At 57.8% G+C, this 14,258-nt stretch carries 11 protein-coding genes; 9 read left to right on the top strand and 2 right to left on the bottom strand.

The features are described from left to right. Nucleotides 1-661: 661 nt before the first annotated feature. Complete coding sequence (gene gltA, locus F8N85_RS14585) at nt 662-1,951, bottom strand: citrate synthase (RefSeq protein WP_150804268.1); 1,290 nt, start codon at nt 1,949-1,951, stop codon at nt 662-664. A 364-nt stretch (nt 1,952-2,315) separates the two neighbouring features. On the opposite strand from gltA, the gene sdhC reads away from it, so the two are divergent. From sdhC to sucD, 9 genes are all read left to right on the top strand, one after another. Further along, nucleotides 2,316-2,690 carry a succinate dehydrogenase, cytochrome b556 subunit gene (gene sdhC / locus F8N85_RS14580; RefSeq protein WP_150804267.1) on the top strand — a complete coding sequence of 125 codons (375 nt, stop codon included), beginning with the start codon at nt 2,316-2,318 and terminating at the stop codon, nt 2,688-2,690. After that, nucleotides 2,684-3,052: a succinate dehydrogenase, hydrophobic membrane anchor protein gene (gene sdhD / locus F8N85_RS14575; RefSeq protein WP_095110633.1), complete on the top strand. Its 369-nt coding sequence runs from the start codon at nt 2,684-2,686 to the stop codon at nt 3,050-3,052. Before sdhC ends, sdhD begins: the two co-directional genes overlap by 7 nt. A 3-nt stretch (nt 3,053-3,055) precedes the next feature. Then, nucleotides 3,056-4,831, top strand: a complete 1,776-nt coding sequence (gene sdhA, locus F8N85_RS14570; RefSeq protein ID WP_150804266.1) for a succinate dehydrogenase flavoprotein subunit — start codon at nt 3,056-3,058, stop codon at nt 4,829-4,831. Nucleotides 4,832-4,842: 11 nt separating this feature from the next. After that, nucleotides 4,843-5,547, top strand: coding sequence for a succinate dehydrogenase iron-sulfur subunit (locus F8N85_RS14565; protein ID WP_150804265.1), 705 nt, complete (start codon nt 4,843-4,845; stop codon nt 5,545-5,547). Between the two features lie 254 nt (nt 5,548-5,801). Next, entirely contained in the window at nt 5,802-8,633 is a 2,832-nt protein-coding gene (locus tag F8N85_RS14560; RefSeq protein ID WP_150804264.1) for a 2-oxoglutarate dehydrogenase E1 component, read from the top strand. Between the two features lie 42 nt (nt 8,634-8,675). Further along, entirely contained in the window at nt 8,676-9,893 is a 1,218-nt protein-coding gene (gene odhB, locus F8N85_RS14555; protein WP_150804263.1) for a 2-oxoglutarate dehydrogenase complex dihydrolipoyllysine-residue succinyltransferase, read from the top strand. A gap of 110 nt (nt 9,894-10,003) precedes the next feature. Next, nucleotides 10,004-11,440 carry a dihydrolipoyl dehydrogenase gene (lpdA, locus tag F8N85_RS14550; RefSeq protein ID WP_150804262.1) on the top strand — a complete coding sequence of 479 codons (1,437 nt, stop codon included), beginning with the start codon at nt 10,004-10,006 and terminating at the stop codon, nt 11,438-11,440. Nucleotides 11,441-11,618: 178 nt separating this feature from the next. Beyond that, the gene (sucC, locus tag F8N85_RS14545) at nt 11,619-12,785 is read left to right on the top strand and encodes an ADP-forming succinate--CoA ligase subunit beta (RefSeq protein WP_008148602.1); all 1,167 of its coding nucleotides are present in this window, start codon (nt 11,619-11,621) and stop codon (nt 12,783-12,785) included. Next, complete coding sequence (gene sucD, locus F8N85_RS14540; protein ID WP_150804261.1) at nt 12,785-13,666, top strand: succinate--CoA ligase subunit alpha; 882 nt, start codon at nt 12,785-12,787, stop codon at nt 13,664-13,666. The genes sucC and sucD overlap by 1 nt, the downstream gene beginning before the upstream one ends. Before the next feature lie 162 nt (nt 13,667-13,828). On the opposite strand, the gene F8N85_RS14535 is transcribed toward sucD, so the two are convergent. Then, on the bottom strand, nt 13,829-14,258 hold a 430-nt coding region (locus tag F8N85_RS14535; RefSeq protein ID WP_191636183.1), incomplete at its 5' end, for a transposase.

Raw genomic sequence — 14,258 nt, 5'->3', positions numbered from 1 at the left:
CGCGATGACGGCCTGACAGTCAACCTGTCTCTTGCTGGTGTACATATCCATTTCTGCGGTAACGGCCACTTAGGGTTTCGTCCTTACGACGAGTCCCTTTGGCAAACGCCGGAGTGCCGGCCCAGCCCAAAGGAACCAAAGGTCTTGCCCCGAGCGTTCGGCCCCTCGCCAAGGCTCGGGGTTCCCTCGCTCCGGTGTCCATCATGGGGCGCCGCAATGCGGCGGAGTCAGCTGCGCTGACGGCGCTACGCGCCACCCCCCTGATGAACACCTCCACTCGGCCTGCCGAAGGGGCGGGTAGATCAAAAGCCAGATCAAAAGCCAAAGCGAGGCGGCCTGACAGCCGGCCTGGCTCTCGCGGATGTACGCAGATCCACAGTGGGAGCGAGCCTGCTCGCGATATGCGGCCTGACAGTCAGTCTGGCTCTCGCGGATGTCCACAGATCAAATGTGGACTGCTCGCGGCCTGGCAGCCGGACTGTTTTCTGGCGCACGCGATGCCTTTGTAGGAGCTGCCGCAGGCTGCGATCTTTTGATCTGGGGTTGGGGTTTGAGGCTTGAAATGCCGCGAATGCGGCAGGGGAGGGCACCGCACAAACAAATACGGCCTCTATAAAGAGGCCGTACCCGCTGCAGCTAAGACGTTATCGCAAGACAGGTCTTATTTGCGGTCTTCCAGATCAGTGATGTCACGCGACTCGTAGCCGGTGTACAACTGGCGAGGGCGGCCGATTTTGTAAGGGCTGGAGAGCATTTCTTTCCAGTGGGAGATCCAGCCGACGGTCCGCGCCAGGGCGAAGATTACGGTGAACATGCTGGTTGGAATGCCGATCGCCTTGAGGATGATCCCCGAGTAGAAGTCGACGTTCGGGTACAGCGAGCGCTCGATGAAGTACGGGTCGGTCAGCGCGATTTCTTCCAGGCGCATGGCCAGGTCGAGTTGCGGATCGTTGGTGATGCCCAGCTCTTTGAGCACTTCGTCGCAGGTCTGTTTCATCACGGTGGCGCGCGGGTCGCGGTTTTTGTAGACCCGGTGACCGAAGCCCATCAACTTGAACGGATCGTTCTTGTCCTTGGCCTTGGCGATGTACTTGTCGATGTTCGACAAATCGCCGATTTCGTCGAGCATGCTCAACACGGCTTCGTTGGCGCCGCCGTGAGCCGGGCCCCAGAGTGCAGCGATGCCGGCCGCGATACAGGCGAACGGGTTGGCACCCGAAGAGCCCGCCAGGCGTACGGTGGAGGTCGATGCGTTCTGCTCGTGGTCGGCATGGAGGATGAAGATCTTGTCCATGGCCTTGGCGAGTACCGGGCTGATCGGTTTGATCTCGCACGGGGTGTTGAACATCATGTGCAGGAAGTTTTCCGCGTACGTCAGGTCGTTGCGCGGGTACATCATGGGCTGGCCCATGGAGTACTTGTAAACCATTGCGGCCAGGGTCGGCATCTTGGCAACCAGGCGGATCGCGGAGATTTCGCGATGCTGCGGGTTTTTGATGTCCAGAGAGTCGTGGTAGAAGGCCGAGAGCGCGCCGACTACGCCGCACATGATGGCCATCGGGTGGGCATCGCGACGGAAGCCGTTGAAGAAGCTCTTCAGCTGCTCGTGGACCATGGTGTGGTTCTTCACGGTGCTGACGAACTGGGCCTTTTGCTCTGCGGTCGGCAGTTCGCCGTTGAGCAGCAGATAGCAGGTTTCCAGGTAGTCCGACTTCTCGGCCAACTGTTCGATCGGGTAACCGCGGTGCAGCAGGATGCCGTTGTCGCCGTCGATATAGGTGATCTTCGACTCGCACGAGGCGGTCGACATGAAACCAGGGTCAAAGGTGAAACGGCCCGTGGCCGTCAGGCCCCGAACGTCGATAACATCGGGACCAACGGTGCCGGTTAAAATGGGCAGCTCGACGGGGGCTGCGCCCTCGATGATCAACTGCGCTTTTTTGTCAGCCATGTGGCCTCCTATTTATGCTTGAAATCATCAGACAGACCCCCCACGCAGGGCCCGCACCACTATAGTGAGATAAATTTGAATGTCAATTTGCCTAAAGTCTTGCTCCAGAAGGCTTTAACCAGACTTTTTCCTCGAAATTACCCGCCATTTACGCCTTTTATTCAACTAACGCAATGAGCTATTAGGGGAAGGCGATTGCGTTGTCATTAGTGACCTAACTGTCTATACTCGGCCTCCGACCGCCGGGGGCTTTTGGGCCCGTTTTGATGGGGGTCGCACTCCCTGGGTGGTGGTTACCTGACCAGTGCACTCCCCAACAACTTTGCCCTGATTGTTAGGGGCTCTTCAGTGTGAAAAAAAAGCCGTGAATAGCCAACGACCTGTAAACCTAGACCTAAGGACCATCAAACTCCCCATCACCGGCGTTACGTCATTTCTTCACCGTGTATCCGGCATCATCCTCTTCCTGGGCCTTGGCTTCATGCTTTATGCATTGGGCAAATCCCTGGGTTCCGAGGAAGGTTACGCCGAGGTGAAAGAATGCTTGACCAGTCCGCTGGCCAAGTTCGTGGCATGGGGCCTGCTATCCGCCTTGCTGTATCACCTGGTGGCCGGTGTACGCCATTTGTTGATGGACATGGGCATCGGCGAGACGCTGGAAGGCGGCACGCTGGGCTCGAAAATCGTTATCGCCATTTCCGTGGTGATGATCGTTCTGGCGGGAGTTTGGATATGGTAACCAGCGTTACGAACCTGTCGCGTTCGGGCCTCTATGACTGGATGGCGCAGCGTGTGTCTGCGGTCGTTCTCGCGGCTTATTTCATTTTCCTGATCGGATACCTCATTGCGAACCCCGGCATTGGCTACGCCCAATGGCACGGCCTGTTCGCAAACAATGGAATGCGTATCTTCAGTCTGCTGGCCCTTGTAGCCCTGGGCGCTCACGCCTGGGTCGGCATGTGGACCATCGCGACCGACTACCTGACGCCGATGGCGCTGGGCAAGTCCGCGACTGCAGTACGTTTCCTCTTCCAGGCTGTATGCGGCGTCGCGATGTTCGCTTACTTCGTCTGGGGTGTGCAGATTCTTTGGGGTATCTGATTCATGGCTAACACAGTTAATACACTCGCATTCGACGCCATCATCATTGGCGGCGGCGGTGCTGGCATGCGCGCTGCGCTGCAACTGGCCCAAGGCGGTCACAAGACTGCCGTGGTCACCAAGGTGTTCCCGACCCGTTCCCACACCGTTTCGGCCCAGGGTGGCATCACTTGCGCCATCGCCTCCGCCGATCCAAACGATGACTGGCGCTGGCACATGTACGATACCGTCAAGGGTTCCGACTACATCGGTGACCAGGACGCTATCGAATACATGTGTTCCGTAGGCCCGGAAGCGGTCTTCGAACTGGAACACATGGGTCTGCCGTTCTCCCGTACCGAACAGGGCCGCATCTACCAGCGTCCATTCGGCGGTCAGTCCAAGGACTTCGGTAAAGGTGGCCAGGCCGCCCGTACCTGCGCTGCAGCCGACCGTACCGGTCACGCGCTGTTGCACACTCTGTATCAGGCCAACCTCAAGGCTGGCACCGTATTCCTCAATGAGTACTATGGCGTCGACCTGGTGAAGAACGAAGATGGTGCCTTTGTCGGCATGATCGTGATCTGCATTGAAACCGGTGAAACCTCGTACATCCGCGCCAACGCTACTGTATTGGCGACCGGCGGTGCAGGCCGTATCTACTCGTCCACCACCAATGCCCTGATCAACACCGGTGACGGCGTCGGCATGGCTCTGCGTGCTGGCGTGCCGGTACAAGACATCGAGATGTGGCAGTTCCACCCGACCGGCATCGCCGGCGCCGGTGTACTGGTTACCGAAGGCTGCCGCGGTGAAGGCGGTTACCTGATCAACAAGCACGGCGAGCGTTTCATGGAGCGTTATGCTCCGAACGCCAAAGACCTTGCCGGTCGTGACGTGGTAGCCCGCTCCATGGTTAAAGAGATCATTGCCGGTAACGGCTGTGGTCCGGATGGCGACCACGTTCTGCTGAAACTTGATCACCTCGGTGAAGAAGTGCTGCACAGCCGTCTGCCAGGCATCTGCGAACTGTCGAAGACCTTCGCTCACGTTGACCCGGTTGTTGCTCCGGTTCCAGTGGTTCCTACCTGCCACTATATGATGGGTGGCGTTCCCACCAACATTCATGGCCAGGCGATCACTCAGGACGCCGACGGCGTTGACCAGATCATCCCGGGTCTGTTCGCTGTAGGCGAAGTGGCTTGCGTATCGGTTCACGGTGCCAACCGTCTGGGCGGTAACTCGTTGCTCGACCTGGTAGTGTTCGGTCGTGCCGCCGGCCTGTTCCTGGAACAGACCCTGAAGGAAGGCGTTGATTACACTCGCGCTCGCCAGTCCGACATCGACGCTGCCCTGGCACGTCTCGATGGCCTGAACTCGCGTACCGAAGGCGAAGACGTAGCGACCCTGCGTAAAGAGCTGCAAAGCTGCATGCAGAACTACTTCGGTGTATTCCGTACCGGCGAATACATGCAGAAGGGTATTGCTCAGCTGGCGGATCTGCGTGGCCGTATCGCCAACGTCAAGATCAACGACAAGAGCCAGGCGTTCAACACCGCTCGTATCGAAGCCCTGGAACTGCAAAACCTGCTGGAAGTGGCCGAAGCTACCGCCATCGCCGCAGAGATCCGTAAAGAGTCCCGCGGCGCTCACGCCCGTGAAGACTTCGAAGATCGCGATGACGTCAACTGGTTGTGCCACACCCTGTACTTCCCTGGTGAGAAACGCGTTGCCAAGCGTGCCGTGAACTTCTCGCCAAAAACAGTCCCGACCTTTGAACCAATGATTCGGACTTATTAAGGGTGGCCGCCATGTTGAAAGTCAGTGTTTATCGCTACAACCCTGATCAGGACGCTGCGCCGTTCATGCAGGAATTTTCGGTCGATACCGGTGGTAAAGACCTGATGGTGCTGGATGTGCTGGCCCTGATCAAAGAGCAGGACGAAGGTTTCTCCTATCGTCGCTCTTGCCGTGAAGGTGTCTGCGGCTCCGACGGCATGAACATCAACGGCAAAAACGCTCTGGCGTGCGTCACGCCGCTGTCGGCTGTCGTAAAAGGTAACAAGCTGATCGTTCGTCCTCTGCCAGGTTTGCCGGTTATCCGTGACCTGGTCGTCGATATGAGCATCTTCTACAAGCAGTACGAAAAAGTTAAGCCATACCTGCAGAACGACACGCCGGCTCCGGCCATCGAGCGTCTGCAGTCCCCTGAAGAGCGCGAAAAGATCGATGGTCTGTACGAGTGCATCCTGTGCGCTTGCTGCTCGACCTCTTGCCCGTCCTTCTGGTGGAACCCGGACAAGTTCCTGGGTCCAGCTGCGCTGCTGCAAGCTTATCGCTTCCTGGCAGACAGCCGTGACACTCAGACTTCCGAGCGTCTGGCTTCGCTGGATGACCCGTTCAGCGTATTCCGCTGCCGCGGGATCATGAACTGCGTCAACGTTTGTCCGAAGGGCTTGAACCCGACCAAGGCCATCGGTCACATACGTAACATGCTGCTGCAAAGCGGCGTGTGATTCAGCTGCTGTACCCGCTGTACCCGTAGACGCTGCGGCGCAGGCTTCAACCGGCGCCGTAGTTTTAACCTGAGCAGCAGCTCACAAAGCTGCGGCTCTTATTTTGAAGAAATGAGACAAGCAGGGGCATCCGGGCTGGTACCCGGACTATCAGCGTGATCCTAAGTGGCTTGTTTTGGTCGCTGCACTCGGACTTCTGCAAGTTTGCTCGGTGTCTTCGCCGGTGGTGTTCCCCTAACCGAGGGTGACCAAGCATGCAAGAAAGCGTGATGCAGCGCATGTGGAACAGCGCCTACCTATCTGGTAGTAACGCTGCCTATGTGGAAGAGCTCTACGAGCTCTACCTGCACGACCCTAACGCTGTGCCAGAAGAGTGGCGCACCTACTTTCAGAAGTTGCCGACTGACGGCAGCTCTGCCATCGATGTTTCGCACTCGACAATTCGCGATCATTTCGTCTTGCTGGCAAAGAACCAGCGCCGCGCCCAACCGGTTTCCGCCGGCAGCGTGAGCAGTGAGCACGAGAAGAAGCAAGTTGAAGTGTTGCGATTGATCCAGGCCTACCGTATGCGTGGCCACCAGGCAGCCCAGCTTGACCCGCTGGGGCTGTGGAAGCGTCCTGCACCTGCAGACCTTTCGATCAATCATTACGGCTTGACCAATGCCGATCTTGATACGACCTTCCGTGCCGGCGACCTGTTCATCGGCAAAGAGGAAGCGAGCCTACGCGAAATTCACGAAGCGTTGCAGCAGACATATTGCCGCACCATCGGTTCTGAATTTACCCACATCGTCGATTCCGAGCAGCGCCAGTGGTTCCAGCAGCGTCTGGAAAGCGTGCGTGGCCGTCCGACGTACTCCGCGGACATCAAGAGCCACTTGCTCGAGCGCGTGACTGCTGCCGAAGGCCTGGAAAAATACCTGGGTACCAAATACCCGGGCACCAAGCGTTTCGGTCTGGAAGGTGGTGAAAGCCTGATCCCGTTGCTGGATGAGTTGATTCAGCGTTCGGGCTCCTACGGCACCAAGGAAATTGTTATCGGCATGGCCCACCGTGGCCGTCTGAACGTCTTGGTCAACACTTTCGGCAAGAACCCACGCGATCTGTTCGACGAATTCGAAGGCAAGAAAAAGGTCGAACTGGGTTCCGGTGACGTCAAATATCACCAGGGCTTCTCGTCCAACGTCATGACCGCCGGCGGTGAAGTTCACCTGGCCATGGCCTTCAACCCTTCCCACCTGGAAATCGTATCGCCAGTGGTCGAGGGTTCGGTGCGTGCCCGTCAGGATCGTCGTAACGACCCTACCGGTGAAAAGGTTCTGCCGATCTCCATCCACGGTGACGCTGCTTTCGCAGGTCAGGGCGTGGTCATGGAAACCTTCCAGATGTCGCAAACCCGTGGCTTCAAGACGGGCGGCACGATCCATCTGGTGATCAACAACCAGGTTGGCTTCACCATCAGCAACCCGGAAGACTCGCGTTCCACCGAGTACTGCACCGACGTCGCGAAAATGATCCAGGCGCCGATCCTCCATGTGAATGGTGATGATCCGGAAGCCGTATTGTTCGTGACCCAGCTCGCCATCGACTACCGCATGCAGTACAAGCGCGACATCGTGATCGACCTGGTCTGCTACCGCCGTCGCGGCCACAACGAGGCCGACGAACCTAGCGGTACTCAGCCGGCGATGTATCAGCAGATCGCCAAGCAGCGCACGACCCGCGAGTTGTACGCCGAGCGCCTGATCCAGTCCGGTGTGGCCGATGCCGAGCGTGTTCAGGGCAAGATCGACGAATATCGCAACGCGCTGGACAACGGTCTGCATGTTGTAAAAAGCCTGGTCAAAGAGCCGAACAAAGAGTTGTTCGTGGACTGGCGTCCGTATCTGGGCCATGCCTGGACCGCGCGTCACGACACTCGTTTCGATCTGAAAACCTTGCAGGAACTGTCCGCCAAGCTGCTGGAAATCCCGGAAGGCTTCGTGGTTCAGCGCCAGGTTTCGAAAATCTACGAAGACCGTCAGAAGATGCAAGCCGGCGGCCTGCCGATCAACTGGGGTTACGCCGAAACCATGGCGTACGCGACCCTGGCGTTCGAAGGTCACCCGATTCGCATGACTGGTCAGGACATCGGGCGCGGTACGTTCTCGCACCGTCATGCGGTCCTGCACAATCAGAAAGACACTGGCAGCTACATTCCGCTGCAGAACTTGTACAAAGGTCAGCCACGTTTCGACCTGTACGACTCGCTGCTGTCTGAAGAAGCGGTTCTGGCGTTCGAATACGGTTATTCGACCACCGAGCCAAACGCCCTGGTTATCTGGGAAGCCCAGTTCGGCGACTTCGCCAACGGTGCCCAGGTGGTTGTCGATCAGTTCATCACCAGTGGTGAGCACAAGTGGGGCCGTCTTTGCGGTCTGACCATGCTGCTGCCGCACGGTTATGAAGGTCAGGGTCCGGAGCACTCTTCGGCTCGTCTGGAGCGTTACCTGCAGCTGTGCGCCGAGCACAACATTCAGGTAGCCGTGCCGACTACGCCGGCTCAGATCTACCACTTGCTGCGTCGTCAGGTGATTCGCCCGCTGCGCAAGCCGTTGATAGTCCTGACTCCGAAGTCGCTGCTGCGCCACAAACTGGCCGTCTCGACCCTGGAAGATCTGGCGGAAGGTTCGTTCCAGACCGTTATTCCGGAAATCGATGCCCAGGACCCGAAAAAGGTCGAACGCATTGTTCTTTGTAGCGGCAAGGTCTACTACGACCTGCTGGAAAAACGCCGTGCCGAAGGTCGTGAAGACATCGCCGTCGTGCGTATCGAGCAGCTGTACCCATTCCCTGAGGACGACTTGAATGAAGTCCTGGCTCCGTACACCAACCTCAAACACATCGTTTGGTGTCAGGAAGAGCCGATGAACCAGGGTGCCTGGTACTGCAGCCAACACCACATGCGCCGCATCGTTGGCAATCACAACAAGTCGCTCGTACTCGAGTACGCGGGCCGTGATGCTTCTGCTGCTCCTGCTTGTGGTTATGCATCGATGCACGCTGAGCAGCAGGAAAAACTGCTGCAAGACGCCTTTACCGTTTAACGCCTTCGCGCACTTGAAACCGAATTTAAGGAACTACAGATAATGGCTATCGAGATCAAAGCCCCCACTTTCCCGGAATCGGTTGCCGATGGCACCGTTGCCACCTGGCACAAGCAACCGGGCGACGCCGTCAAGCGTGATGACCTGATCGTCGACATCGAAACCGACAAAGTCGTACTGGAAGTTCTGGCCACTGCTGACGGCGTGCTGGGCGCTATCGTCAAGAACGAAGGCGACACCGTTCTGTCCGACGAAGTTCTGGGCTCTATCCAGGCCGGCGGCGCTGCTGCCGCACCGGCTGCCGCTGCTCCAGCCGCCGCCCAAGCTGCTGCACCCGCTGCTGTTGGCGAAGACGATCCTGTTGCTGCACCGGCTGCTCGCAAGCTGGCTGAAGAAAACGCCATCAACATCGCTTCCGTTGCCGGTACCGGCAAAGGCGGTCGTGTGACCAAGGAAGACGTAGTCGCTGCCGTTGCTGCCAAGAAAGCCGCGCCGGCTGCCGCGCCTGCCAAGGCTACTGCTCCTGCCGCCGCCGCTCCAGTGTTCGCTGCCGGTGACCGCGTTGAAAAACGCGTTCCGATGACCCGTCTGCGGGCCAAGGTTGCCGAGCGTCTGGTTGAAGCTCAGTCGAACATGGCGATGCTGACCACCTTCAACGAAGTCGACATGACCGAAGTCATGGCCCTGCGTTCGAAGTACAAGGACCTGTTCGAGAAGTCCCACAACGGCGTACGCCTGGGCTTCATGTCGTTCTTCGTGAAGGCTGCCACCGAAGCGCTGAAACGCTTCCCGGCGGTCAACGCCTCGATCGACGGTGCCGACATCGTTTACCACGGTTACGCCGACGTCGGTGTTGCGGTGTCCAGCGATCGCGGTCTGGTGGTACCGGTTCTGCGTAACGCCGAACTGATGAGCCTGGCTGAAATCGAAGGCGGCATCGCCACCTTCGGCAAGAAAGCTCGTGACGGCAAACTGTCGATGGACGAGATGACCGGTGGTACGTTCACCATCACCAACGGTGGTACCTTCGGTTCGATGATGTCGACTCCGATCGTCAACCCGCCGCAAGCGGCTATCCTGGGCATGCACAACATTCTGCAGCGCCCTATGGCGATCAACGGTCAGGTTGTCATCCGTCCGATGATGTACCTGGCTCTGTCCTACGATCACCGTCTGATCGATGGCAAAGAAGCTGTGACCTTCCTGGTTACCATCAAGAACCTGCTGGAAGACCCGGCTCGTTTGCTGCTGGATATCTGATTTCGTTGCACGGGCCGTTCAGTGATGAGCGGCCCTCCTGCAATGACCAGCTTCGTCCCACGACGGGCCTCAAAAGGGGCCGTCCGGTTTGATTCGAAAAGGAATGACACATGACTCAGAAATTCGACCTGGTAGTGATTGGCGCGGGCCCTGGTGGCTACGTGGCTGCCATTAAAGCAGCGCAGCTGGGCCTCAGCACTGCCTGCATCGAGAAATACACCGACAAGGAAGGCAAACTGGCCCTCGGCGGTACTTGCCTGAACGTCGGCTGCATTCCATCCAAGGCGCTGCTCGACAGCTCCTGGAAGTTCCATGAAGCACAAGACGGCTTCGCGATCCACGGTATCAATCACGCTGGCGTGACCATGGACGTAGCCGCAATGGTCGGCCGCAAGGCCAACATCGTCAAAGGCCTGACCTCCGGTGTTGCCACCCTGTTCAAGGCTAACGGTGTGACTTCCCTGCAAGGCCACGGCAAACTGCTGGCCGGCAAGAAAGTCGAACTGACCAAGCCTGACGGCACTGTCGAAGTGATCGAAGCCGAGAACGTGATTCTCGCTTCCGGCTCGCGCCCGATCGATATTCCACCGGCTCCGGTTGACCAGAACGTGATCGTTGATTCGACCGGCGCTCTGGAATTCCAGACCGTGCCTAAGCGTCTGGGCGTCATTGGCGCGGGTGTGATCGGTCTGGAGCTGGGTTCGGTATGGTCCCGTCTGGGCGCTGAAGTGACTGTCCTGGAAGCACTGGACACCTTCCTGATGGCTGCCGACGCCGCCGTTTCCAAGGAAGCCTTGAAAACCCTGACCAAACAAGGTCTGGACATCAAGCTTGGCGCTCGCGTAACCGGTTCCAAGGTCAACGGCGAAGAAGTCGTAGTGACCTACACCGATGCCAATGGCGAACAGACCATTACTTTCGACAAGCTGATCGTAGCCGTTGGTCGCCGTCCAGTGACCACTGATCTGTTGGCTGCCGACAGCGGCGTGACCATCGATGAGCGCGGTTTCGTGTTCGTTGACGATCATTGCGCCACCAGCGTTCCGGGCGTTTACGCGATCGGTGACGTGGTTCGCGGCATGATGCTGGCGCACAAGGCGTCCGAGGAAGGCATCATGGTCGTTGAGCGGATCAAGGGCCACAAAGCCCAGATCAACTATGACTTGATCCCTTCGGTTATTTATACTCACCCGGAAATCGCGTGGGTCGGGAAAACCGAGCAGACCTTGAAAGCTGAGGGCGTTGAAGTTAACGTCGGCACTTTCCCGTTCGCAGCCAGTGGCCGTGCCATGGCAGCCAACGATACCGGCGGTTTCGTAAAAGTTATCGCTGATGCCAAGACTGACCGCGTATTGGGTGTCCACGTGATTGGCCCGAGCGCTGCAGAGCTTGTGCAGCAAGGCGCAATCGGCATGGAATTCGGCACCAGTGCCGAAGACCTGGGCATGATGGTCTTCTCCCATCCGACCCTGTCCGAAGCCTTGCACGAAGCAGCTTTGGCAGTGAATGGCGGCGCCATTCACATCGCCAACCGCAAGAAGCGTTAAGACAATAAGAAACCACGGCGCTATGCCCGTCGTGAGTCTTGTGTGCAAGGCTCACCGCGGAACTTGAGCCGGACGCAGTCTTGCGTAGCTCAGCTACGCAAGCAGCAGTCACAGGTGGTGCGGCACTTGAATGAGTGCAGCACCGAATGCGCAGTACCTAACGAAGACGGTAATAAGCATGAATCTTCATGAGTATCAGGGTAAGCAGCTGTTCGCTGAATACGGCCTGCCAGTATCCCAGGGTTTCGCAGTAGATACCCCGGAAGCAGCAGCAGAAGCGTGCGACAAAATCGGCGGGACCGAGTGGGTTGTCAAAGCCCAGGTGCACGCTGGTGGTCGCGGTAAAGCGGGCGGCGTAAAGCTGGTTCGCAGCAAAGAAGACGCCAAGGCATTCGCTCAACAGTGGTTGGGCAAGCGTCTGGTGACTTACCAGACTGATGCCAACGGTCAGCCAGTCACCAAGATCCTGGTTGAATCGTGCACTGATATCGCTAAAGAGCTGTACCTGGGCGCTGTCGTTGACCGTTCGAGCCGTCGCATCGTGTTCATGGCTTCCACCGAAGGTGGCGTGGACATCGAGAAAATCGCTCACGACACCCCTGAGAAAATCCTCAAGGCCACTATCGATCCACTGGTTGGCGCTCAGCCATTCCAGGGTCGCGAGCTGGCTTTCCAGTTGGGTCTGGAAGGTAAGCAAGTTGCTCAGTTCGCCAAGATCTTCGTAGGTCTGGCCAAACTGTTCAAGGATCACGACCTGGCTCTGCTGGAAGTGAACCCGCTGGTGATCAAGGCCGACGGCGATCTGCATTGCCTCGATGCCAAGATCAACATCGACGCCAACGCCATGTACCGTCAGCCTAAGCTGAAGACTTTCCACGATCCGTCGCAAGACGATCCGCGCGAAGCGCACGCTGCCAAGTTCGAACTGAACTATGTAGCACTGGAAGGCAACATCGGTTGCATGGTCAACGGTGCTGGCCTGGCCATGGGTACCATGGACATCGTCAATCTGCATGGCGGCAAACCAGCCAACTTCCTCGACGTGGGCGGCGGTGCTACCAAAGAACGCGTTACCGAAGCGTTCAAGATCATCCTGTCCGACACTAACGTCGCCGCAGTATTGGTCAACATCTTCGGCGGCATCGTTCGTTGCGACATGATTGCCGAAGGCATCATCGGTGCAGTGAAAGAAGTCGGCGTGAAAATCCCGGTTGTTGTTCGCCTTGAAGGCAACAACGCTGAACTGGGCGCTAAAGTACTGGCAGAAAGCGGTTTGAACATCATCGCGGCTACCAGCCTGACCGACGCTGCTCAACAAGTTGTCAAAGCTGCGGAGGGCAAGTAATGAGCGTCCTGATCAATAAAGACACCAAAGTTATCTGCCAGGGTATTACCGGTTCGCAAGGTAGTTTCCACACCCAGCAAGCTCTCGAGTACGGCACCAAGATGGTTGGCGGCGTGACTCCAGGCAAAGGCGGCACCACTCACCTGGACCTGCCTGTCTTCAACACTGTGAAAGAAGCTGTAGCAGCCACTGGCGCCACCGCCAGCGTGATCTACGTTCCAGCTCCTTTCTGCAAGGATTCGATCCTTGAAGCAGCGTTCGGCGGCATCAAGCTGATCGTGTGCATCACCGAAGGCATTCCTACCCTGGACATGCTGGATGCCAAGGTCAAGTGCGACGAACTGGGTGTGATCCTGATCGGCCCTAACTGCCCAGGCGTGATCACTCCAGGCGAATGCAAGATCGGCATCATGCCAGGTCACATTCACTTGCCAGGCAAGGTCGGTATCGTTTCCCGTTCCGGCACCCTGACCTACGAAGCTGTGAAGCAGACTACTGACGCCGGTTTCGGTCAGTCGACTTGCGTCGGCATCGGTGGTGACCCGATCCCGGGCTCCAACTTCATCGACATCCTGAAGCTGTTCCAGGAAGACCCGAAGACCGAAGCGATCGTGATGATCGGTGAGATCGGCGGTTCGGCTGAAGAAGAAGCGGCTGCCTACATCAAGGCACACGTGACCAAGCCGGTTGTTTCCTACATCGCTGGTGTGACTGCTCCTGCGGGCAAGCGCATGGGCCATGCTGGCGCAATCATCTCTGGCGGCAAGGGTACTGCGGACGAGAAGTTCGCTGCCCTGGAAGACGCAGGCGTGAAAACCGTGCGTTCGCTGGCAGATATCGGCAAGGCTCTGTCCGAGCTGACTGGTTGGGCTATCAAGTAAGCCTCGCGCTGACCTGACGCTACACCAGACAAAGGCCACCTTCGGGTGGCCTTTGTCGTTCCTGAAGATCAAAAGATCGCAGCCTTCGGCAGCTCCTACGGGATTTGTGTACATCCGCAATGCCTCGGGTGTATTCGGTCGGCGTAGATACCGTCTTAACTCTCACCGGGCAAGCGCAAGTTTCGGGTCAAAGGGCTGGCCCGATTTGATCACTCCAAAGATGATGTGCAGCAGCTTGCGCATTGCTGCACAGATGATCTGCTTGGGGGCCTTGCCGTTGGCTTTCAATCGCTCTTTGAGCGCGATAATCGCTTCGTTGTGCTGCATCGCCACCAGACCTGGCATGTAGAGCCCGGTTCGGAGTCGCGCTGATCCGATTTTCGAGATAAAGGTGCGGCCCTTAAGCTGGCCAGACTCTTCCAGCTTTGGATTTAAGCCCGCCGCCGCCACCATTTGTCGAGGATTCGAATACTTTCGCAGGTCGCCCAGCTCGGCAAACAGCATTTGCGCCGATTTGTCGGCAATGCCATCAATGGTCACCATCAAATCGCGCATTTGGCGCATGTCCGGGTCGTCATCAATGTGTTTCTTG

Origin of the sequence: Pseudomonas fluorescens (genome assembly GCF_902497875.1) — a bacterium.
GTDB classification, from domain to species: domain Bacteria; phylum Pseudomonadota; class Gammaproteobacteria; order Pseudomonadales; family Pseudomonadaceae; genus Aquipseudomonas; species Aquipseudomonas fluorescens_BR.
Note: the sequence above shows the minus strand (reverse complement) of the source record. Positions and strands in the feature narration are given on the sequence as shown.